This window comes from Pseudomonas sp. PB120, from assembly GCF_009761815.1.
In the GTDB taxonomy this organism is placed as follows: Bacteria; Pseudomonadota; Gammaproteobacteria; order Pseudomonadales; family Pseudomonadaceae; genus Aquipseudomonas.
Genome location: NZ_RWIN01000051.1, coordinates 102,849 through 123,086 on the forward strand (window position 1 = coordinate 102,849; position 20,238 = coordinate 123,086).

The following is a 20,238-nucleotide window of genomic DNA, read 5'->3' on the forward strand; positions in this document are numbered from 1 at the left end:
AGGTGGACGCTCAATCACGCAGTGCAATCGAGCAGTACCTGAGCGACGTGGGTCAGGCTTCTCGTGTCGAGTTGAAGTTGGCTGATTTGCTTTCAGGCGGCGCTATTCAGGAAAACTGGCGCATCGACGCCGAATTCCACGATGGACCTTATCGCGGCTTGCAAAGCCTGGTGATTCGTACGGATGCACCTTCCGGGGTGTCGGTCAGCCACGGCCGTGCCCAGGAATACGCTTTGCTGATTGCAGCTTTCGAAGCCGGGGTCACAGTCCCTCAGCCCTTATGGCTATGCGAAGACCGTTCCGTGCTGGGGCGGCCATTTTTTGTGATGCGTCGAGTTGAAGGCACTGCCAGTGCCCATCTCATTGCTCGCGCAGATTCCAGATATGGCGGTGACCGACGCGAGCTCGCCGAGCGCTTGGGCCGGGAGATGGCCCGTATCCACTCGATCCGGCCGCCACGTCAGGATCTTGATTTCCTGCCGCTCTACGACGAAGCGCCTGCTCGCTATCTGATTGCGCACGCGCGTAGTTTTCTCGATAGCTACCACACACCCTATCCCGCGTTGGAGTGGGGCCTACGGTGGCTCGAACGGCATGCTCCACCGCGTGGAGAGGTTGTGTTGACCCATCGTGATTTTCGCACCGGAAACTACATGGTCGACGAGACCGGGTTGACTGCGATCATCGATTGGGAGTTTTCCGCCTGGAGTGACCCGCTTGAGGATATTGGCTGGTTTTGCGCTCGCTGTTGGCGATTCGGCCAGCCGTCACTGGAGGCCGGTGGTATTGGCGAGCGCGAGGACTTTTATCGCGGTTACGAGACGGAGAGTGGACGACGTATTGATCGCGAACAGGTTCGGTATTGGGAGGTGATGGCACATGTGCACTGGGCGATTATCGCTATTCAGCAGGCCGAGCGACATGTTTCGGGTGAAGAGCAATCGTTGTTGCTGGCTTTGACGGGGCACATTGTCCCCAAGCTGGAATGGGAAATTCTCAACATGACGGAGAATGATTGATGCGTACGCGACCTGAAGGTGCCGATTTGCTGGAAGCTGCGCAGGGTTTGTTGCGCGAACGCCTGCTGGGGGATTTGCCTCCGCAACGTAAACATGAAGCGCTGATGATCTGCAATGCGATGAACATTGCTGCGCGTCAGTTGCGCAGTGGAGAGTTGCCGCAACGGGAGGAACTGCAATCATTGCAGGCACTATTGCAACAGGGGCAGATAGATCTGTTAGCCGGTAATCGCTTGTTGGCTTTGCGCCTTCGTGAAGGGTTTGGTGACCCGGGAGAATCAACGCGTGAACAGCTCATCGCTCATTTGCGCCGCAGTGTTGGCCAGGCGGTAGCTGAAAGCAGTCCTGAGTACCTTAAACAGTAATGTGTGGGGGCAGGGCTTTCGGCCCTGCCGTCCAGTTTTAGCGTACTTCGAACGAACGCGCTTGTTTGCGTGCAGCTTCTACGTCCATTTGAGCCTGGGCTACCGGGTTTCCAATCATCGTGTACTTCAAGGACTGGGTCAGCGCCGTAGTGCGTGGCACATCCAGAGACTCCCAGATTGCCCGCACGGTGCCTTGCACGGCCGCCGGTGGCTTTGCCGCGATCTTTGCCGCCAGCTCATGGGCTCGATCCCACAATGATTCATTCGACGTGATCTCAGTCACCAGCCCGATGCGCAGTGCGGTTTCGGCACCAATCCTTTCGTCATTTCCCAGTAAGGACATGCGCAGCACTTCGCCCAAAGGCAGGCGGTAGGACATGCCGATAGGTTCAACGGCACAAACAAGCCCGTAGGACACATGGGGATCAAAGAACTGCGCATCTTGCGAGCAAATGATCACGTCACTTTCGTTGAGCCAGTAGAAAGCCCCGGCGCAGCACAAACCGTGAACGGCAGTTACGACTGGCTTCCAGACCTTGTTAGAGCGCGCACCCAGGCTTTCGCCAGGGTCACGGGCATTCCACAGGTTGTTGGCATGGCCCACGGGCTCGGTGGCATGGGATTTCACGTCGGCTCCGGTGGAGAACGCCCGGCCTGCTGAACCGCGCAGAACCACCGCACGTACATCATCATTGTCACGGATGTGCGCCCACAGGTGGTCGAACTCGTGCAGCATCGTCAGGGTAAACGAGTTCATGGCCTCGGGACGATTGAGGGTGATGGTGCCGACGCCATCGTCGGACAGATCAAACAACAGGGTGGTGTATTCCATGGTCGCGCTCCTTGAAAATATTGTTGGTTTTGTCGGGCTCAACGGCCGGTCCATTGTGCGGGGCGTCGTTCGAGAAAGGCTTTGGGACCGATGCGCGCATCTTCACTGGTAAGTACCCGGTGAGCGGCCTCTCTATTCAGTCCCCAGAGTGCTTCCAGACTACAGTCCGTGCTTCTGTGCGCCAATTGCAGGCTTTCACGCACAGCCAGAGGGCCTGCGCTGGCAATTTTGCGGGCAAGATTGAGCGCCGTTTCGAACACCTGCTCCTGCGCCACCAGATAATTGGCCATGCCCAGTTCATAGGCGCGACGCGCACTGAGCGGCTCACCGCTGACGATCATTTCCAAAGCAACGGCCCGTGGCAGTACGCGGGGTAATCTGAACATGCCGCCACCGGCAGCTACCAGGCCACGCTTGACCTCCGGTAGTACCAGTTCAGCCTGTTCGGCGCATACCAGCATGTCACAGGCCAATGCCATTTCAAGACCGCCGCCGACCGCTGTAGCGTTGATTGCGGCGATCCACGGTTTTCTCCGGGGAGCCTGGACGAAGCCGGCAAAACCACCGCGTTTGGTTGCCAGGTTACGTGCATTGCCTGAGGCGATTTCTTTGAGGTCGGCGCCTGCACAAAACGTCTTTTCACCTTTAGCGGCAAGTATGCACACACGAATCTGCGGGTCGTCTTCTATGCGGATCAGACAAGACTCGATCAGCCCTGTCATTTCGCTGCTGATGGCATTGCGAGCTTCGGGGCGGTTGAGCGTCAGAACGGCAATGTGTTGCTCTATGATTTCAAGCAACACCGGGCTTGGAGCGATTGCATGACTCATGGGGCAATCTCGCTGGCAGCGGGGTGGACATGCCCGGCATCCTGCGACGCCGGGCCTCGATCAGCAGGCGCGAAAAATCGGCTGGCGCCAATCATCATTGATCGGGTTCCACTCGACCGAAACAGCCATGCCAATCTTTACTTGCTCCGGATCGATACCGACCAGGTTCGACACCAGGCGAATGCCCGGGGCGTCATCAAGCTCGACAACGATAGGGATGTAGATGAAGTCTTCTACGCCCGGAAACGGTGAGCGATTACACACTGCGTAGCTGTAGACCGTGCCAGTGCCAGCCAGCGTCGGCCACTGCGTGTTCTGGCTCTGACAGTGCGGGCAGTAAGGCGTGGGGGGCATGCGAAAGTGCGCGCAATCGCCGCATTGCGCGGCCACCAGTCGACCCTCGCGAGCAGCCACCCAAAAAGGTTCGGTCCAGGGGTCGGTGGTGATATGGACATGTTCGCCCGGAAGGGCACGCGACAGGTGCTGGCTCATGCGGATCTCCTGAGAATAAGGCCGGATACCGGAATCGAGGCCGGACCGCCGGTCACCAGTGCCAGTTCGGCATCGGCAACCTGATTGATAGCAGTGCCACGCAATTGCTCGACGCCTTCGAGAATGTGGGTCATGCCGATGATGTAAGCCTCGGACAACTGGCCGCCATGGGGGTTGACCGGGATAGAACCGGACATGCGGATCGCGCCGCTTTCGACGAAGGCACCGCCTTCACCCTTGCCGCAGAAGCCGTAGTCCTCCAGTTGCATCACCACCATCGGCGTGAAGTGGTCGTAGAGCAGGGCGACGTCGATATCGCTCGGCTTGACACCGGCCTTGGCGTAAAGGCGATTGGCGACATCCTTATGACCGGATGAAGCGAAGTATTCATCGCTCATACCCATCCAGGCAAAGGCGCGGCCCCATTCGGCGCGGCCGCCATGCGTGGCGGCGCTGACCAGAACCGGCTTTTGTTTGAGGTCACGCGCACGTTCGGTCGAGGTCGTGATAACTGCCACTGCGCCATCGGTTTCCAGGCAGAAATCCAGGCGGCAAAGTGGGTCGGCAAGCATGGGGGAGGCGAAATATTCTTCCAGGGTCAGTGGCGTACGGCGGATGGCCTTGGGACGATTCATGGCGTTCAAGCGGCTGTTGATAGCCACTTCAGCAAAAGCCTCGCGACGGGTACCGTACAAGTGCATGTGACGGCGTGCCAACACCGACATCAAATGCCCCGGCCCTACCAGGCCGGAAGGCTGAAGGAAGGAGTTTTCCGGATCCGGCTTGAGTGCACCGAACACCGTTCCAAGACGCTGGGCCCGCTGCTGCAGGGACATCACGGTGACTACATATTTGGCGTCGCCGGCGATAATGGCGGCCGACGCGAGACCGATGGCACCGGCCGAACCTCCGCCACCACCAGTCAGTGTGGCGGTGAAAGTGACCTCCGGAATACCTAGCATCTCCATGATGCTGGCCGTGTCCATGGTATCGATGTACCCAGCCTTGGCACCGCCGTAGTAAGCGAAACCATCGATATCGCGAACAGACAACCCGGCATCGGCACAGGCGCCGAGAATGGCTTCGCCGATCATCTCGTTGATGGTCCGGGGCCAGGATTGCCCGCGGACGTAGTACGGCGTGGCACCGACACCGACGATGGCGGTCTTGTCGCAATGTTCCCAGGTCATTCGCACTCTCCCTCTCGACATTCATCGACTAGGTGGATGAATGTCATGGATGAATAAACATATATATTATTATTGTGATATTGATGATTGGTCAAGGGCTCGTGACGAGGGGTTAATCACTTCAATCTCTGGATAAATGAGACGATGGCTTCATTGAATACGTCATTGCGATCACCAGCGACCATGTGTCCGGCGCCTTCGATATCGACATATTCGGCATGAGGCATCAGATCCAGCAGGAGGCGAGCGCCTTCTTCGCTGACAACGTCGCTCTGCCGGCCTCTGATCAACAACGTCGGTGCTCGGACTTTGGCGGCAGCGTTTTCCATACGCAGGTGCAGATCGGCCAGACGCTCACGGGCGCTTCTGGCCTGGAAGGCTGGATCCCAATGCCAGTAATAGCGGCCGTCTTCCTTAAGTCGCAGGTTTTTCATCAAGCCCTCATTAGTGGGGGGCTTGGGGCGGTTGGGGATGTAGCGCGACACAGCTGCAGCCGCTTCTTCCAGATTGGCAAAGCCTTCGGGGCTGCCCATCATGAAGTCACGAATATGCCGCACGCCTTCAGGCGACATGCGTGGCACTACGTCCACCAGGACCAGCGCTCTTGCACGTGCTGTTTGCGATTCGCCCATTGCCAACAGGGCAGTAGCGCCTCCCAGGGAGGCGCCAATCAGCACTGGCGGTTGCTCGAGCGTGTCGATGACTGCGTTCAGGTCACCAATAAAAGCATCTGTTGAATAGTTACCATCGACTGCCCAGGCGCTTTCGCCATGTCCGCGTAGATCCACTGCGAGCGTATGGAACCCGGCCAGTGCCAGCCGTCTGGCGGCTTTTCCCCAGGAATGCCGGGTTTGGCCACCCCCGTGGAGCAGGATTACCGGTGGCGCATCGGTGCGGCCACCGACATCGGCGCACAGGGCCAGATTCTGAAAGCCGGTGAAGGTTTGGCGCTGCAGTGGCATAGCTAATTCCTTGTACTTGTTTGAATGGAATTTTTTAGCTCAGGTTTTTCGGGTGGGTTTCGGCAAGTCCGGATCGAGTTCGGGATCGATGACGCCATGGCAGAACAATTGATATACCGCTTCGCCAAATCGATCGGCCAATTCCTTGCGTTGTTTGACCGTCTTGCCTTGGGAAATGGCCATCAAACCTGCGAAATCCAGGGCCGATGCGATGAAGGCGAGGGCATCCGGGTCGATTGGATCGCCCTTGGCCGGCTGGCGCATGCGCTGTTTCGAGGCTGCGCTGCGAAAGCGCCTCAAGTAGGCCATCGTGGTTGGGTCAGCCAGTGGACCTTGCTCAAGAATCCTGTAAACCCGAGAGCGAATGATTGATTCATCCTCTGCGGCCAATCGCGACACCAGTGAATAAGGGTTGCTGAAGGGGCGGGAAGCATCGGTGAGTTTGAGCAATTGTTGCTCGAGGTTGGCGTGCATCTGTTCGATCAGCGCAGCGCGGCTCTTGAAGTGGTAGTAGGCCGTGCCTCGTGTCACACCCGCGCGCTGTGCGGTGGCCTTGAGGTTGACAGCGGCTTCTCCCCCTTCGGCCATCAGTTCCACGGCAGCGGTAATCAACTGCTCGCGAGTAATGCGTCCATTTGCGCGTTCAGTGCCGGCGGCAGGTGTCGGGGGCGAGCTCAAGCGATTCTCCAGATGACAGTGTTCTGGATTTAATTGTACATGCGTGAATAAATAGTTGTAGGGCAAAAAGCGGCGTCGCTATGATGCGGGCAGGTGTGAATTCGATACTCATAAGTAAAAGGATTGCCCATGGCCTTGCCCCCTTCGCCTATGCAGATGTACGCCGTTGTAGGTCAGGAATTGAAGCTGGAAAGTTACCAGCTGCGACGCGTTGACGTCCCCGAACCTGGAGTAGGGGAAGTCCGCATTGCGATCAAGTGTACTGGGGTAGGGTTCGCCGATGGATTGTTGAGCACTGGGCAATACCAACTCAAACCACCACTGCCCTTTATTCCAGGTTGCGAGTTCAGTGGGGTAATTGATGCTCTAGGCCCGCAAGTCATAAATGTGGACATTGGACAACCGGTGTCTGCGATTGCCATGGGCGGCGGTTTCGCCGAGTACGCAGTGGTACCGCAAGCGTCGTTGACGCGACTACCCAATGGGATGGGATTTGCCGAGGCAGCAGTTTGCTGGGTTGACTACACAACAGCCTTGCACGCGTTGCGTGATCGTGGCCGGGTGCGACCTGACGAGACGGTGCTGGTGTTGGGCGCTGCGGGTGGTCTGGGTCAGGCAGCGATTCAGATTGCTCGTCTGCTGGGGGCCAGGGTCATTGCGGCAGCTTCCAGTTTGGCCAAGCGCGAAACAGCATTGAAGCTGGGGGCTTGGCAAGTGCTTGACTACACCGACTCCAGCTGGACTGAACAGCTCAAGGCACTGACTGAAGGGCGAGGAGTGGATGTCATTTTCGATCCGGTCGGTGGTGCGGGGCTGGAAACGGCTTTCCGCCGCTTGGCGTGGGGTGGCCGACATTTGGTCTTGGGATTTGCCGGCGGCACGATCCCTGCGTTGCCCACCAACCTGCCATTGCTCAAGGGGGGATCGCTGATTGGTGTGGATGTGCGTCAGTTTGATCTGTATCAGCCACTTGAGGCAGCTGAGGCGCGTGCTGAACTGGCGCAATTGATTGCTGCCAAGCGATTACAACCCGAAACCGGGCGGCGTTTCACGATGGCGCAATTTGCCGAGGCGCTCGCCGCATCCCTTGATCGGCAGCGTATCGGCAAGACAGTGCTGGAGATCAGCTCCTCATAAATGGGTGGAGGCCATGGCGTCGAATCTGATTATTTACGGTTGCGCCAAAGAAGTTGCAGAAAGTATCTATGCTAGTGGACGAATTCTCACCTTTACCGCGTCGAAAGCTGATTTTTTCTGATTGTTAATCCTATGGTGTATTTAAATGATCCAATCAGTAGAATGAATGGGACGCTACATAGCTATCAGGATTGAACAATGAACAATATTGGCGAAACGCCTTCCATCTTCGGCTCAACTGCTGTCAAGAAGCAGCCGCTGCATATTCCAAAGGCACCGCAGATCGTTGCATCGCGTTTGAAGAAGATGATTGTTGGCGGTGAGCTCAAGGAAGGGGATCTGCTGCCGGCAGAGAGCAAGCTGATGGAAGAGTTCGGCGTGTCCCGGCCGACTATTCGCGAAGCCTATCGAATTCTTGAGTCTGAGCGTTTGGTAACCGTCTCGCGTGGTGCTCGCGGTGGTGCAGTCATTCACTCGCCTGATCCAGACCTGATTTCCAACTATGCGTTGATGGTTCTTCAGTGCGAAGGGACCAAAGTGGCGGAGGTCTATCAGGCACGCATGGCGTTTGAGCCATCAGTTGTGCGATTGGTGATCAAGAACGCGCGCAAGACAGCACCGGATGCCTTGCGCCTGGCTGTGGCCAAGGAGCGTGAAGCGCTCGATGATACTTCTGCCTTTGCCCAGTCGATTGCCAATTTTCACCGTGTGCTGGTGGAGTTGTCTGGCAATCGACCTTTGATCCATTTGTGGTCGGCAATTCACCACGTGGTCGAGCGTCATCAGGCGCTGGTAGTGTCGGTGTACCGACGCAATCAAGCCACAGATGACATTATCGCCAACGCCTCGGTTGGATTACGTTCGCAAGAAAAATTGATCAAGTTGATCGAGGCCGGCGATGAGGACGAGGCTGAAAACCACTGGCGCAAACATATGCAGGCTGCCTATAAGACTTGGGTCAGCGGTTACGAAGAAATGTCACTTTCTCAGTTGCTTCAGGACTGATGCTCAACGCCAAGCTAACGCTTGGCGTTTTCGTCAGCATTTGCATAATAACCGACCGCTACTATGTAGTGTCCGCTGCGTTCCAGCAGGGTTTCTTTCGGTTCTGGCTTCTGCGTAACAGGGTTGCGCCAAAGATAGTGGGTGAGGGCTTTATCTCGCCCCTCTATGGCGGTCAGCATCTGTTGGCCAACCGGTTGTCCATCGACGGACATCAGTTGGCGAAAATCGGTACCGATCAGGCGGCGGTTGTACCCATGGGCGACCATTTTCATGTTGTCGGTATCGATGACAAAGACGTACAAGTCGTCGCGCGTCAGTTTTGGGTCCAGTTGGTTGATACGAGCAATCGTATCGTGCGGCTCATTCTTCATGTCCTTCAATGCATCGTCGAGCAAAGCTTGCGCGGCGCTCGGGCTTGAGCGAGGCAAGTAATAACCAACGGCAAAGACCTTGTCGTCGACACGCTGAAAAAAGGCGCGCTTGCGCTCGACCTTGCCATCGTGCCAATTCATCCAGTGATATTCCTGACTATGAATGGCCTGACTTTCTGGTTGGTTCAAGGCATTGGTAAAGGCCGCACCCAATGATGGATCGATCAGCGCGGTGATATTGCGGCCAATGTATAGCGCCGAAGGGCCGCCACTGGCTAGCATTACGCCGTGCGTATCGACTACGTAAACATATTGCTCACCCTGAACAAACGCACCTTGGCGGCTGAATTCGGCCAGTGCCTGGTCGCCTATTTGACGATATCGTTCGATCGCTTTCGCCAGCAATTGTTGGGCTTGGTCGGCCTGACTTTGATAGCTTGGCTCCACCGCAGCACCTTCGGCAGAGGCGTGATTGACCAAGCACGACCCAAGAAAAAGCGACAGAACAAATCCCGAAATTTTCAAACAGAACTCCAGCGGTATGGCTGCAAACCGCTTCAGCGAAGGGCCGCAGGCCAGGAAGGGTCGTACTTGGGCGCGCACTTTACGCCATCGCAAAACGAGGTCAAGCCCATTGGCTCGGCTTGTTCATGGTGGAGTTCCTGACATCCGCCCAGCAAGGAAAGGCCAAAAAACAGCAGCGCACACATGATCGTTTTCATCTTCATCCCCGATTGTTGTTATGTGAGGGTTTAAGATGGCGATCATTGTAATCGTATGCATGTATATTTCAAAGTGGCCTGGACTTCCGTTAATCAGTCCATCACCGACGTTTGTAGACGAAGTCCTCTAAAGCCTGGCGGCACTCTCGAGTTTGCAAACGTGCAATGAAGTTCAGATTCTCCTGGCGAATGATGTTGAGCACGCTTTCCTGCTGGGGTGCCTTCATCAAATGCTTGGCGGCTTGCAGTGCCTCAGGCGAGGCTGTAGCCAATCGTTCTGCGTAGTCTTGGGCAAAGTCCAGGCATTCCTGTCCTTGAGTAAAAAGATGCGTGCACAAGCCCAGGGCGTGCGCTTGTTCCCCATCGATACTTTCCCCACCAAGCAGCAAACGGGAGGCATATCCATGCCCCAATCGTTTGGGCAATAACAGGCTTGCGGCAAACTCCTGGCAGAGGCCGAGTTTTATGAAGGGCGTGGCAAAGCGACTGTTTCGAGTCGCCATTACGAAGTCGCAGTGCGACAGCAAAGTAGTGCCAATGCCAATGGCTGCGCCACAAACGGCGGCTATTAGAGGTTTGTCCAATGCCACTACTGCGGCCATGAAGCGGAAGGCAGGGGCATCGAGGCTGTCTGGAGGCGTTTGCAGAAAGTCCGCAAGGTCATTGCCTGCGGTAAAGCATTCCGGGCCGCCATGAATGATGACAACTCTCACGTTATCATCGGCTCCAGCAGACATGAGCATGCCGCTCAGGCTGTCATACATGGCATTGGTCAGGGCATTGTGTTTGTCTGGACGATTTAGCGTGATCGTCAAGCAATGCCGATGACATTCGGCCCGGATATGTTCAGTCATGCTAAAAACTTCCTTAGCGTCAGCGACATTGGGAAAACGGTATGTTTTTGTCTACCCGAATTTCTCCTGGCATGCCCAGGACTCGCTCGGCGATCTGGTTTCGCAGGATTTCGTCGGTGCCACCAGCAATTCGCAGCGCTGCCGACCATTCATATCCGTGACTGAAACGTGTCGTTGGAGCCTCGGCCAACTCGTTGGTCATGCCCTCCAGGCCCAGATTGTCCAACGCCAGGGCCGATAGCTCCTGCAGAACATTGGCGTAAACCAACTTGCTCATCGCGGAAATTGGGCCCGGGGTTTCACCTTTGGACAGGGAAGTCAGCAGACGGAAGCGGAAATAGCGCAATCCGAGTTCCCGGGTCAGCAGGCTGGCAATCTTGAAACGATCCTGAGTGACCGGACTACCGCTCTTGGAGATTTGCTCCAGCAGTTCGACCACTGACGGAAGTGCCTGGCTTTCACCACCCACGTTGACCCGTTCATTCATCAGGGTCGTCATTGCGCACTTCCAGCCGTCACCGACAGCTCCAACGCGATAGCTGTCGGGAATACGCAGATCTGTGAAGAACACTTCGTTGAATTCCGACTCTCCCGAAATTTGCTCGATTGGTCGTACGTCGATGCCAGGTTGGCGCATATCGACCAGGAAGAAAGTCAAACCCTTGTGCTTGGTGGCTTCAGAATCGGTGCGAGCAATGAGTATCCCCCAGTCCGCGACATGGGCCCAGGAGGTCCAGACTTTTTGCCCGTTGATCACCCAGTCATCGCCATCCTTGATTGCGCGGGTTCGCAGGTTGGCAAGGTCGGAGCCTGCCGACGGCTCTGAGAAAAGCTGACACCAGATCAGGTCGCCATTGAGCGTTGGACGGGTAAAACGCTCGATCTGTTCGGCTGTTCCATGGGTGCGCAGCGTCGGGATGGCCAATTGCGTGCCAATTGTGACCAGCGGGCCGACGGGGACCGCGTAGCGTGACTCTTCTTCCTGAAAGATCACTTCCTGCATTGGCGTGCCGTCCAGTCCGCCCTCGGCGCGTGGCCAACGGATGGCGGCATATCCGGCTTCTGCCTTTTTACGTTGCCACTGTCTTGCGTTTGCGGTGAATGCTTCGACATCCTGATGCCCGTCGGCACCCAGCACGCTGGACACGTTGTCTTGCAGCCAGTCGCGAACCTGTTGACGGAATTCGGCTTCAGCCGGGGAATCGTTGAAATCCATGTTCGTCTCCTCAGTGGGCTTTAAGCAGGTTCAAGGATGTATCCGACAGCAGTCGGTCGACCCATGCCCCAGGCTCGCCCAGTGTCATGGCCAGCAAGCGCGAGCGCTTATAGAAGAAGTGGCAATCGGCTTCCCAGGTGTAACCGATGCCGCCATGCACATGCAGGCATTCACGTGCTGCGTATTCGAAGGCTTCGGTTGCGCTCAATCGGCAGGTGGCGGCGGCCAATGCGCGTTCGTCCGGACTGCCGGCATGCAGGGCCCAGGCGCCGTAATAGGCATTGGAGCGGGCCAGCTCGATTTTCACTGCCATATCGGCCAGCTTGTGTTTGATGGCCTGATAGCTGCCAATAGGGCGACCGAACGTATGGCGTTCAAGGGCATAGTCGCGCGCCAGTCCGCAGGCCGCTTCGGCTCCGCCGATCTGTTCAAAAGCGGTCAAAATGGCGGACTGGTCAACCACCTGTTGCATCGCGGCTGTGGCCTGTGCTCCCGCCAGCAGCCCAATGGCCTGCACCCCATCAGCTTGCAAGGCGGAAAACGGAATGATTTCGTCAGGACTGTTTAGCGGCACTACCTTCAGACCCGAGTCACCTAGCTTGACCAGGACAACGACCGGTTGTCCGTCTTGCTGAGCTGGCAGCAATGCATATTGAGACTGGGCGGCATATGCCAGAGGTCGGCTGCGGCCGCTCAGAGTCTTGCCGTCGAACTGTAAAGGTTGGCCTTCCCAGGATTGCCCGGGCGCAACCAGGCCCGTTGCGACAATGGCCTCTTCACCGGCGATCGCCTGCAGCAGATCTTTTGCTTCAGGGGCGGCACTGAGCTTCAGCAGTTCTGCAGCCAGGAAAACTGTGCTCTGGAACGGAATCGGCGCCAGTGTCCGACCGAGCTCCTCAGCCAGGACACACAGTTCCAGCATGCCCAGGCCCAGCCCGCCCTGATCCTCATCAATGGCGACTGCCGGCCAGCCTAGTTCGGCAACCTGTCTCCAGAGATCCGAATTGAACGGCTGATGCGCTTGAAGCAACTGTCGCACCGTATGGAAGTCGCTGACTTCGCTCAGGAGGCGACGGGACTGGTCCCGAAGCATCCGCTGCTCATCTGAGAAATCAAAATTCATGGAAGCCCCTGCAGCGTTATTGTTTTCTAAACGTATTAATCATATACATAATAAAATCAGATTGTCCAGTGACGCGCGTGGACCTGTGCGGAACACAGAAAAGATCTTGAAACGCCCCATTATTACGCGTTGCGTACTCGCGAAGAAGCGTTATGATTTTCATGTGTTATATTTAGATCATGTTTATCATATGGCTGATTAAGCTGTTATGAAAACGACGATTCCACAGACTAAGGATTGAAGGTGATGAGCGATTTGAAAGAATTTTCGTTTTCGAACGGGAGGGTTGCGGGCGAGCGTCGGCAAGTACTCCATATTCCCAAGGCACCGCAGATCGTTGCTGGTCGAATCAAGAAGCAGATTGTGCGCGGCGAACTGAAGGAGGGGGATCTGCTTCAAGCCGAAGGCAAGCTGATGGAAGAATATGGCGTGTCACGTCCGACCATTCGCGAAGCTTTTCGTATCCTCGAGGCGGAGCATCTGATCACTGTTGCCCGAGGGGCTAAGGGTGGTGCCGTCATACATGCGCCGGATCCGGTGTTGATCGCCAATTACGCGTTGATGGTATTGCAGTTCGAAGGCACCACCGTGGCTGAGGTTTATCAGGCGCGGATGGCGTTCGAGCCCTCGGCGGTTCGTTTCGTGGTCGAGAACTCTGCAGAGCGCGCACCGGCAGTATTGCGCGAGGCGATAGAGCGCGAGCGTGCTTTTATCGAGGATCCGGCAGGCTTTGCCACTGAGGTGGCGCATTTTCACAAGGTGCTCGTGGAGCTATCCGGCAATAAGCCGCTGATCCATCTGTGGGGGGCCATGCACGAAGTGATTACCCGGCATCAAACAGCGGCCGTGGCGTTGCAGCGACGCAGCATTCCCGTAGAGACTTCTATCATGGCGGCAGTCGCTGGATTGAAGTCTCAAGAGAAGCTCATTGGTTTCATTGAGGCGCGCGACATCGATGGTGCTGAAGCTCACTGGCGCAAGCATATGGTGCGCGCGAACAAAGTCTGGGTGACTGGGTTTGAACATATGCGCATTACCGATCTGTTCCAGGTCGGTTGAGTCTCAAGAGCCACCGGATGGTGGCTCAAGATGTCTTCCCTAAGGAATCTCTCGCACATTAATTAGCATTTCCGCGGCGTTGGCCGCGTAGTCCCGGGTTGTTCCACGGCTGCGCAGGGCTTGGTGGCTGCGTTCGGGCTGAAAGCTGTAGCAAAGTGCAGGTTGGCCAAATTCAGCGGCGTTGTGGAAAAGGTCGTGATCGATCGTTCGTCCGCCAGCCACAAGGATAGCGCGTCGCAACAGAGTGGCTTGTTCGGCAGCCTCTTCGTCGAGTGACTCTGTCCACTGGCGAAAACCACGCTCCAGCGTCTGGCCAGTGAAGGGTGCGGGGCCGGTAATACTTCCGTTATCCACCTGCCAACACATCACCTCTTCGCCATCGCGTAATACGCGTGCGCGGGTCGGACCCATGGTCGGGTGAATCCCGTTCCAGGCATAGACCTCGCGATCCTCAACGGTTATCTCATAGCGACGTTCGCAATCTCCGCGCTTGATATGCGCCAGAGTCAATCCCGTTAAATCGTGAACATGTGTGCACTGTTGCCGCATGTCGATCAGCGCGCCGATATCCGAAGCGCGGTTGATCAGAGGACTGCCGACGAGTGCCTGCAAAGGGGCTTGAGCTCCGGAACAGGTCACCCAAGGGGGGCGCGGCGCCGCCATGCGGACTGCCGTTATGCACACGCCATCGTGCTCTATGGTCACGCCGAAGTGATGGAAGTCATCCTCCAGCCAGCCAACTACCTGCCCTGGGGTCACCTGGCGCAGAACTATCAGGCGGCGCAGACAACCACCCCTGCGCGGGAAAGTATCGCTCATTGTCAGTTACTCGATGGGTCACAAGCAGGTGAGGTGGTTGCCCTGGAGGTGGGGCACGATATCAAGCAGGCCAAGCCGGGCTGAATACTCGACTTCATCGAACATGTCTTCCTTGCACAGTCGAACACCTAATTGGCTTTGCATCAGGCAGTCGTGCGGCGAGTCGTAGTATTGGCCGTACACCGAGCGTGCGATGTGACAGGTGTCCGATAGGGTCCAGGTGCCGGGGCAGGTGATTTCCAGTTGCTCGACCAGGTATCCGGCCAAATACAGGTCTTCCAGATTCACTCGACCAGCCGATCCCGAGCAGACCAGCACAATCGACCGATCCTGGTGTTTCTGGAGTTGGCGGATTATGGCGGGTGCATTCAACAGGGCGGCGGCATATACATGCTTGGCGGTATCCGCCTTGCGCAGCGCGACGGTGCCGTTTGTCGTGGAAAATACAACATTGCGACCTGCCAAAGCCTCTTGCGACAAGGCAAGCGGAGAGTAGGTGACGAAGCCTGGAATTTTCTGCAGATGGTTCTCCCCGGCCAGTATGTAACTATCGGGTTCCAGGCCGTTTACTGTGTCACAGGCCATTTGCCGGTTGGCTGCCGGATATACGGCTCTGGCGCCATGGTGCAGGGCGGCGACAATAGTCGTAGTGGCGAACAATACGTCGATGACTACGGCAACCTTGTCGTATAGGAAGTCCGGATCGAGGTCCTCCTTGCGCAGAACCACATTGATTTTTGGCATTAAATGACGCTCCGGCATGCGGGAATCGAAAAATCAGCTTTTTGTCTAGAAACAGCTTAATCATACGTATCATTGCGTGCAAGACTGAATCGTCCGGTTTCGCGGCCGCGTTGGCAGTTCTGTCACGATCAAAAATGAAGGCTTTGCCAGCAAGCCTGTTGTTTATCGTCTTAAACATACATATCATTATGCTCTATGTTGTCGAGATAACAGGCGCTGGCTTGCTCGATGTTGGATGGTCAGGAAGGGGAGACAGACAGTGGCTCAAGCCTATATTTTCGATCATGTTCGCACGCCTCGTGGCCGCGGACGCCCCAATGGCGGTTTGCACGCAGTCAGCTCAACTGAGCTGGCGGCACAGGTGCTGCGTGCCTTGCGTGACCGCAATCAACTCGACAGCGCCGAAGTTGGTGAAGTCGCATTGGGCGTGGTCACGCCATTTGGCGAGCAGGGTTCCAACCTGACGCGTCCTGCGATTTTGATGGCCGGTTACGCTGAAAGCGTGCCGGGTCTGCAACTGGACCGGGCATGCTCTTCGGGGCTCGACGCGGTCAACATGATGGCTGCTCAAGTGATGGCAGGGCAGCTCGACCTGGCGATCGGCGGCGGTGTGGAGTCCATGTCGCGCGTGCCGATGGGCTCCCAAGGCAGTGCCTGGGCTCGGGATCCTGCCATTGCCTATGCCACCGCATTTGCACCTCAGGGAATCGGCGCCGATCTGATCGCCACGCGCAGTGGTTTTAGCCGTGACGATGTTGATGCCTATGCACTGGCCAGCCAGCAGCGTGCGGGGCGTGCCTGGGATGAAGGTCGCTTCAAAAACTCCGTGGTACCTGTCGTCGACGCTCTTGGTTTTCCCTTGCTTGAGCGTGATGAGCACATGCGTCCGCAAACCCGTCCAGAAGACCTGGCCAGCCTGCAACCAGCGTTCGCGCAGATGGGGACCTTGGGTGGCTATGACGCGATTGCCTTGCAAAAGTACCCGGATGTTTTCGAGATTGAGCATGTGCATACCGCCGGTAACTCTTCGGGCATCGTCGACGGTGCAGCCGGGGTACTTGTTGGTTCACTCGAGGCGGGAAAACGCCTGGGGCTAAAACCCCGCGCGCGTATCCGTAGTTTCGCGACCATCGGTACAGACCCGACCATCATGCTCACCGGCCCGGCTCCTGCATCGCTGCGCGCTTTGCAGCGAGCAGGCATGAATGTCTCTGATATCGATCTGTTTGAACTCAACGAAGCGTTCGCATCCGTAGTGTTGGAATACATGCGTGTATTGGACATCGGCCATGAGCGGATCAATGTCAATGGCGGCGCCATCGCCCTAGGTCACCCTCTGGGTGCGACAGGCGCGATGCTGCTCGGCACAGTCCTCGATGAACTTGAGCGCACGGGTGGCAGTACGGCACTGGTCAGTCTGTGCGTCGGCATCGGCATGGGCGCGGCAACCATCATCGAACGCGTCTGAATTCGATCCTCACCCCATTCTGCAAGGACGGGTCATTGCATGTTTGAAACCATTGATTTTGCGTTGGGTAAAGATGGCGTTGCCGTCGTTACCATCGACATTCCGGGACAACCGGCCAACACCATCACCGAGCGGTTTCGAGATGAGCTGGCAGAGATTGTCGAGCGAGTTTCCGCCGATGCCGATATTCGCGGTGTGGTCATTACCTCGGCGAAGAAGGATTTCGTCGCCGGCGGCGATCTGAAGGAAATCGTTCGCACGCTGTCTCGCGAACTGAGCGTGGGCGATGCCCGTGATATGGCCACTCAGATGAGTCCATTGTTGCGGCGCCTTGAGAGCAGCGGCAAACCCTATGTGGCCGCGATCAATGGCTCCGCATTGGGCGGCGGTCTGGAGATCGCTCTGGCCTGCCATCACCGTCTGGTTCTGGACAATCCACGCATTCTGCTGGGCCTGCCGGAAGCTACGCTGGGCCTTATGCCCGGTGCCGGTGGCACTCAGCGCCTGCCTCGTTTGATCGGGATTGCCAGCGCATTGCCGTTGATGATGAAAGGCACCTTGCTGGCGCCTGAAGCTGCGTTGGCTAAAGGTATTGTCGATGGGGTGCTCAGCGTCGAGCAATTGCTGCCAGCCGCTCGCGCCTGGGTTCTTGAGCACGCAGATGCCCAGCAACCCTGGGATAAAAAAGGTTATCAAGTTCCCGGCGGCGCGGGTTTTGCTGATGTTGAACTGGGTAACCTGTTTAACCTCACTGCCACTCAGATCGCTCGCGATACCGGGCGCAATCTACCGGCACCGATTGCCTTGCTCCGGGCGGTAGCCCACGGCACCTGCGTGCCAATCGACGCCGGACTGCACATTGAATCCTGCGAGTTCGCCAAGCTGGTGCTTGATCCAACCGCCTGCAATATGGTCCGCACGATGTTTGTGAACAAGGGCGAGCTGGAAAAGCTGTCCCGTCGACCTAAATCCATCGAGCCGGCGTCGATCGCCAAAGTCGGCGTGGTCGGAGCTGGCCTGATGGGTGGCGGTATTGCCCATAGTGCCGCAGTGGCCGGGTTGCAAGTGGTGTTGCTGGATGCAACGGCGGAACAGGCCCTGGCCGGCCGCCAGCGACTGGCCGACGAGTTTGCCAAGCGAGTGGCGAAGGGACGTATGGCTCAGGAAGTTGCTGATGCGATCATGGCCCGTATTCAGGCTACCAGCGATTATGCCGAGTTTGCCGAGTGTGACCTGGTCATTGAGGCGGTGTTCGAAGACTTGCAGGTCAAGACTGGAGTATTCGCCCAGGCGCAGGCGTTCATGAAGCCGGGTGCGATACTCGCTTCAAACACCTCGACCTTGCCGATTACCGACATGGCCCGGGACTTGAACACCCCTGATGGATTTATCGGTCTGCATTTCTTTTCCCCAGTGGATCGCATGCCGTTGGTGGAAGTCGTGGTCGGTCAGCAAACCAGCGATACCACTCTGGCGCATGCCCTCGATTTCATTCGCCTGTTGCGCAAGACGCCGATCGTGGTCAAGGACTCGCGAGGCTTTTTCACCTCGAGGGTGATCGCGGCGTATCTTCAAGAGTCGCTTGCGATGCTGGGCAGCGGCGTCAAACCGGCACTGATCGACAATGCTGCGCGCCTGGCCGGTTTCGCCATGGGGCCATTGGCGCTGCTGGACGACATCGGCATGGAGAACGGCTACAAATCATCACTGGCTGAGCGTGCCGCGCTGGGTGATGCCTGGAATGAACCCGCAGGCTTCAAGGTCCAGGAGATGTTCTGTGCAACCCTGAATCGGATCGGCCGTCGTTGTGGCAAGGGATTTTACGATTATCCAGAGGGCAAGCGCGCTTTGTGGTCGGGGCTGGGCGAAGTCTACCCTGCCTTGTCCGTGCAACCCGATGTCGAAGAGATCAAGAAGCGCATGCTCTACATCCAGGCGCTGGAAGCGGCGAGGTGCATGGAGGAGGGCGTGATCGGCAACGCCGCCGAAGGCGATGTTGGCTCGATTCTGGGAATTGGCTTTCCGACCTGGACTGGCGGTGTGTTCAGCTTGATCGATACCGTCGGCGGTACAGCCTTTGTCACTGCCTGCGATGAGCTGGCGGATCACTTCGGAGAGCGATTCCGGCCTTCGTCCTGGTTACGTCAGCGTGCCGAGCGTGGTGAGCGTTTCCATGTCCGCGAACAATAAGCTTTGGCCTTGTAAAGGTCTGGAGATCGATCGCCATGAACTTTGATTTTTCTGCTGATCAGGAACAGTTGCGCGATCAGGCCAAGCGCTTATTCGCTGACGGCCTGGTTCGTGCCCGGGCACTGCTGGAAAACCCGGAGACACATGATAAGTCCCTGTGGGTCCAGGTTCAGGAGTTGGGGTGGCCGGCTGCCGCTATCGCAGAGGCCGATGGTGGTCTGGGGCTTTCGGCATTGGAACTGTGTGTTCTGGCTGAAGAGGTCGGACGCACGCTGGCGCCGATTCCCTTCAGTTCTTCGGTATTGCATGCCAGCACGGCATTGCAACAACTGACGGATTGCCAGGTCGCATCCACGCTGCTGGGCGAGCTGGCGGCGGGTGAAAAAACAGCCAGCGTCGCGTTCACCGAGCGCGGCCAGGTGGCATGGACCGAACGGCCCGAAGCGCGAGTCAGTGCAGGAAAGCTGAGTGGTCGCAAGGCCATGGTCGCCGATGCGCCAGTGGCAGATGTGTTCATCGTTTCGGCGTGTGCCGATGACGATGGCCAGGATTGGAGCTGGTGGCTCGTCGACGCGCAGGCTCCGGGAGTAAGCCTGGAATCGGTCGAAGCAATCGACCGGATCCGTCGTCATGCCGACCTTCACTTCGACGATGTCAGTTGCCTGCGATTGGGCTCTGCCGGGCAGGGCAGTGTGCTCGCTGAACGAGCTCTGGACGCTGCTGCTGTACTCAGTGCTTTCGAGCAACTGGGGAGCGCCGAAGCAGCGTTGGAGTCGACCCTGGAGTATGTCAAAACACGGCAAGCATTCAACCGTGTGGTGGGTGGCTATCAGGCAGTCAAACACTCGCTGGCTGACCTATATGTGAAGAACCAGTTGGCGCGGAGCCATTGCTACTACGGTGCATGGGCCCTGACCCAGGCACCTGCGCAATTACCTCGTGCCGCCGCGGGGGCGCGTCTGGCCGCCACTGAAGCCTTGTGCCAGGCCGCTGAAACTGCGGTCGAGTTGCACGGTGGCATCGGTTTCACTTGGGAAAGCGATATTCAACTTTTCTACCGTCGTGCGCGGCTGATGGCAACCCAACTGGGTGGCCGTGCCTTTTGGGCTCGCCGTCTCAAGGCAGCCCTGCTGCGCGAAACGGCTTGATCGGATACAGGAGC

Annotated in this window: 20 protein-coding genes; 8 read left to right on the forward strand and 12 right to left on the reverse strand. The window is 57.2% G+C overall.

Annotated features, from left to right (window positions below; genetic code table 11):
• The first annotated feature begins 2 nt into the window (after positions 1 to 2).
• Both EJA72_RS11020 and EJA72_RS11025 read left to right on the forward strand, forming a co-directional pair.
• A complete protein-coding gene (locus EJA72_RS11020; protein WP_178129271.1) occupies positions 3 to 1,019 on the forward strand; it encodes a phosphotransferase family protein in 1,017 nt (338 codons plus the stop codon).
• The gene (locus EJA72_RS11025) at positions 1,019 to 1,384 is read left to right on the forward strand and encodes a DUF6285 domain-containing protein (protein ID WP_157711488.1); all 366 of its coding nucleotides are present in this window, start codon (positions 1,019 to 1,021) and stop codon (positions 1,382 to 1,384) included. Before EJA72_RS11020 ends, EJA72_RS11025 begins: the two co-directional genes overlap by 1 nt.
• A gap of 37 nt (positions 1,385 to 1,421) precedes the next feature.
• On the opposite strand, the gene EJA72_RS11030 is transcribed toward EJA72_RS11025, so the two are convergent.
• The 6 genes from EJA72_RS11030 to EJA72_RS11055 all read right to left on the reverse strand — a co-directional run bounded on the left by EJA72_RS11030 (position 1,422) and on the right by EJA72_RS11055 (position 6,368).
• On the reverse strand, positions 1,422 to 2,216 hold the full coding sequence (locus tag EJA72_RS11030; RefSeq protein WP_157711489.1) for an enoyl-CoA hydratase/isomerase family protein: 795 nt from the start codon (positions 2,214 to 2,216) through the stop codon (positions 1,422 to 1,424).
• 38 nt (positions 2,217 to 2,254) lie between these two features.
• Positions 2,255 to 3,046, reverse strand: a complete 792-nt coding sequence (locus tag EJA72_RS11035; protein WP_157711490.1) for an enoyl-CoA hydratase-related protein — start codon at positions 3,044 to 3,046, stop codon at positions 2,255 to 2,257.
• 60 nt (positions 3,047 to 3,106) lie between these two features.
• Positions 3,107 to 3,538, reverse strand: a complete 432-nt coding sequence (locus tag EJA72_RS11040; RefSeq protein WP_157711491.1) for a Zn-ribbon domain-containing OB-fold protein — start codon at positions 3,536 to 3,538, stop codon at positions 3,107 to 3,109.
• Positions 3,535 to 4,728 (reverse strand): thiolase, encoded by a 1,194-nt coding sequence (locus tag EJA72_RS11045; RefSeq protein WP_157711492.1) that lies wholly within the window; start codon positions 4,726 to 4,728, stop codon positions 3,535 to 3,537. The genes EJA72_RS11040 and EJA72_RS11045 overlap by 4 nt, the downstream gene beginning before the upstream one ends.
• Positions 4,729 to 4,844: 116 nt before the next feature.
• Positions 4,845 to 5,690 (reverse strand): alpha/beta fold hydrolase, encoded by an 846-nt coding sequence (locus EJA72_RS11050; RefSeq protein ID WP_157711493.1) that lies wholly within the window; start codon positions 5,688 to 5,690, stop codon positions 4,845 to 4,847.
• A gap of 39 nt (positions 5,691 to 5,729) precedes the next feature.
• Positions 5,730 to 6,368 (reverse strand): TetR/AcrR family transcriptional regulator, encoded by a 639-nt coding sequence (locus EJA72_RS11055; protein WP_157711494.1) that lies wholly within the window; start codon positions 6,366 to 6,368, stop codon positions 5,730 to 5,732.
• Positions 6,369 to 6,497: 129 nt separating this feature from the next.
• Here EJA72_RS11055 and EJA72_RS11060 point away from each other — a divergent pair, with 129 nt between their 5' ends.
• Positions 6,498 to 7,505 carry an NADPH:quinone oxidoreductase family protein gene (locus EJA72_RS11060; protein WP_256679674.1) on the forward strand — a complete coding sequence of 336 codons (1,008 nt, stop codon included), beginning with the start codon at positions 6,498 to 6,500 and terminating at the stop codon, positions 7,503 to 7,505.
• Positions 7,506 to 7,703: 198 nt separating this feature from the next.
• Positions 7,704 to 8,510 (forward strand): FadR/GntR family transcriptional regulator, encoded by an 807-nt coding sequence (locus EJA72_RS11065; RefSeq protein ID WP_157711495.1) that lies wholly within the window; start codon positions 7,704 to 7,706, stop codon positions 8,508 to 8,510.
• A 14-nt stretch (positions 8,511 to 8,524) separates the two neighbouring features.
• On the opposite strand, the gene EJA72_RS11070 is transcribed toward EJA72_RS11065, so the two are convergent.
• The 4 genes from EJA72_RS11070 to EJA72_RS11085 all read right to left on the reverse strand — a co-directional run bounded on the left by EJA72_RS11070 (position 8,525) and on the right by EJA72_RS11085 (position 12,796).
• Positions 8,525 to 9,484: a cache domain-containing protein gene (locus EJA72_RS11070; RefSeq protein WP_372240699.1), complete on the reverse strand. Its 960-nt coding sequence runs from the start codon at positions 9,482 to 9,484 to the stop codon at positions 8,525 to 8,527.
• Positions 9,485 to 9,704: 220 nt separating this feature from the next.
• Positions 9,705 to 10,457, reverse strand: coding sequence for an enoyl-CoA hydratase-related protein (locus tag EJA72_RS11075; protein WP_157711496.1), 753 nt, complete (start codon positions 10,455 to 10,457; stop codon positions 9,705 to 9,707).
• A 19-nt stretch (positions 10,458 to 10,476) separates the two neighbouring features.
• The gene (locus EJA72_RS11080; protein ID WP_157711497.1) at positions 10,477 to 11,673 is read right to left on the reverse strand and encodes an acyl-CoA dehydrogenase family protein; all 1,197 of its coding nucleotides are present in this window, start codon (positions 11,671 to 11,673) and stop codon (positions 10,477 to 10,479) included.
• Positions 11,674 to 11,683: 10 nt separating this feature from the next.
• The gene (locus EJA72_RS11085; RefSeq protein ID WP_157711498.1) at positions 11,684 to 12,796 is read right to left on the reverse strand and encodes an acyl-CoA dehydrogenase family protein; all 1,113 of its coding nucleotides are present in this window, start codon (positions 12,794 to 12,796) and stop codon (positions 11,684 to 11,686) included.
• A 246-nt stretch (positions 12,797 to 13,042) separates the two neighbouring features.
• On the opposite strand from EJA72_RS11085, the gene EJA72_RS11090 reads away from it, so the two are divergent.
• Entirely contained in the window at positions 13,043 to 13,855 is an 813-nt protein-coding gene (locus EJA72_RS11090; RefSeq protein WP_157711499.1) for a FadR/GntR family transcriptional regulator, read from the forward strand.
• A gap of 39 nt (positions 13,856 to 13,894) precedes the next feature.
• Here the strand turns inward: EJA72_RS11090 and EJA72_RS11095 are convergent, their stop codons facing one another.
• Together EJA72_RS11095 and EJA72_RS11100 are read right to left on the reverse strand one after the other, a co-directional pair.
• The gene (locus EJA72_RS11095; protein WP_157711500.1) at positions 13,895 to 14,674 is read right to left on the reverse strand and encodes a DUF2889 domain-containing protein; all 780 of its coding nucleotides are present in this window, start codon (positions 14,672 to 14,674) and stop codon (positions 13,895 to 13,897) included.
• An 18-nt stretch (positions 14,675 to 14,692) separates the two neighbouring features.
• The gene (locus tag EJA72_RS11100; protein ID WP_157711501.1) at positions 14,693 to 15,418 is read right to left on the reverse strand and encodes a 2-phosphosulfolactate phosphatase; all 726 of its coding nucleotides are present in this window, start codon (positions 15,416 to 15,418) and stop codon (positions 14,693 to 14,695) included.
• Positions 15,419 to 15,677: 259 nt separating this feature from the next.
• On the opposite strand from EJA72_RS11100, the gene EJA72_RS11105 reads away from it, so the two are divergent.
• From EJA72_RS11105 to EJA72_RS11115, 3 genes are read left to right on the forward strand one after another with little or no spacing between them, the layout of a single operon-like run.
• Positions 15,678 to 16,886 carry an acetyl-CoA C-acetyltransferase gene (locus tag EJA72_RS11105; protein WP_178129273.1) on the forward strand — a complete coding sequence of 403 codons (1,209 nt, stop codon included), beginning with the start codon at positions 15,678 to 15,680 and terminating at the stop codon, positions 16,884 to 16,886.
• Between the two features lie 39 nt (positions 16,887 to 16,925).
• Entirely contained in the window at positions 16,926 to 19,076 is a 2,151-nt protein-coding gene (locus EJA72_RS11110) for a 3-hydroxyacyl-CoA dehydrogenase NAD-binding domain-containing protein (RefSeq protein WP_157711503.1), read from the forward strand.
• A 35-nt stretch (positions 19,077 to 19,111) separates the two neighbouring features.
• Positions 19,112 to 20,224: an acyl-CoA dehydrogenase family protein gene (locus EJA72_RS11115; RefSeq protein WP_157711504.1), complete on the forward strand. Its 1,113-nt coding sequence runs from the start codon at positions 19,112 to 19,114 to the stop codon at positions 20,222 to 20,224.
• Positions 20,225 to 20,238: the final 14 nt, after the last annotated feature.

Excerpts from the sequence above, each read along its gene's own strand:
- EJA72_RS11075 (WP_157711496.1), bottom strand. The coding sequence starts at position 10,457 with ATGACTGAACATATCCGGGCCGAATGTCATCGGCATTGCTTGACGATC.
- EJA72_RS11090 (WP_157711499.1), top strand. The coding sequence starts at position 13,043 with ATGAGCGATTTGAAAGAATTTTCGTTTTCGAACGGGAGGGTTGCGGGC.
- EJA72_RS11050 (WP_157711493.1), bottom strand. The coding sequence starts at position 5,690 with ATGCCACTGCAGCGCCAAACCTTCACCGGCTTTCAGAATCTGGCCCTG.
- EJA72_RS11110 (WP_157711503.1), top strand. The coding sequence starts at position 16,926 with ATGTTTGAAACCATTGATTTTGCGTTGGGTAAAGATGGCGTTGCCGTC.
- EJA72_RS11060 (WP_256679674.1), top strand. The coding sequence starts at position 6,498 with ATGGCCTTGCCCCCTTCGCCTATGCAGATGTACGCCGTTGTAGGTCAG.
- EJA72_RS11035 (WP_157711490.1), bottom strand. The coding sequence starts at position 3,046 with ATGAGTCATGCAATCGCTCCAAGCCCGGTGTTGCTTGAAATCATAGAG.
- EJA72_RS11065 (WP_157711495.1), top strand. The coding sequence starts at position 7,704 with ATGAACAATATTGGCGAAACGCCTTCCATCTTCGGCTCAACTGCTGTC.
- EJA72_RS11030 (WP_157711489.1), bottom strand. The coding sequence starts at position 2,216 with ATGGAATACACCACCCTGTTGTTTGATCTGTCCGACGATGGCGTCGGC.
- EJA72_RS11100 (WP_157711501.1), bottom strand. The coding sequence starts at position 15,418 with ATGCCAAAAATCAATGTGGTTCTGCGCAAGGAGGACCTCGATCCGGAC.
- EJA72_RS11115 (WP_157711504.1), top strand. The coding sequence starts at position 19,112 with ATGAACTTTGATTTTTCTGCTGATCAGGAACAGTTGCGCGATCAGGCC.
- EJA72_RS11025 (WP_157711488.1), top strand. The coding sequence starts at position 1,019 with ATGCGTACGCGACCTGAAGGTGCCGATTTGCTGGAAGCTGCGCAGGGT.
- EJA72_RS11040 (WP_157711491.1), bottom strand. The coding sequence starts at position 3,538 with ATGAGCCAGCACCTGTCGCGTGCCCTTCCGGGCGAACATGTCCATATC.
- EJA72_RS11085 (WP_157711498.1), bottom strand. The coding sequence starts at position 12,796 with ATGAATTTTGATTTCTCAGATGAGCAGCGGATGCTTCGGGACCAGTCC.
- EJA72_RS11095 (WP_157711500.1), bottom strand. The coding sequence starts at position 14,674 with ATGAGCGATACTTTCCCGCGCAGGGGTGGTTGTCTGCGCCGCCTGATA.
- EJA72_RS11080 (WP_157711497.1), bottom strand. The coding sequence starts at position 11,673 with ATGGATTTCAACGATTCCCCGGCTGAAGCCGAATTCCGTCAACAGGTT.
- EJA72_RS11045 (WP_157711492.1), bottom strand. The coding sequence starts at position 4,728 with ATGACCTGGGAACATTGCGACAAGACCGCCATCGTCGGTGTCGGTGCC.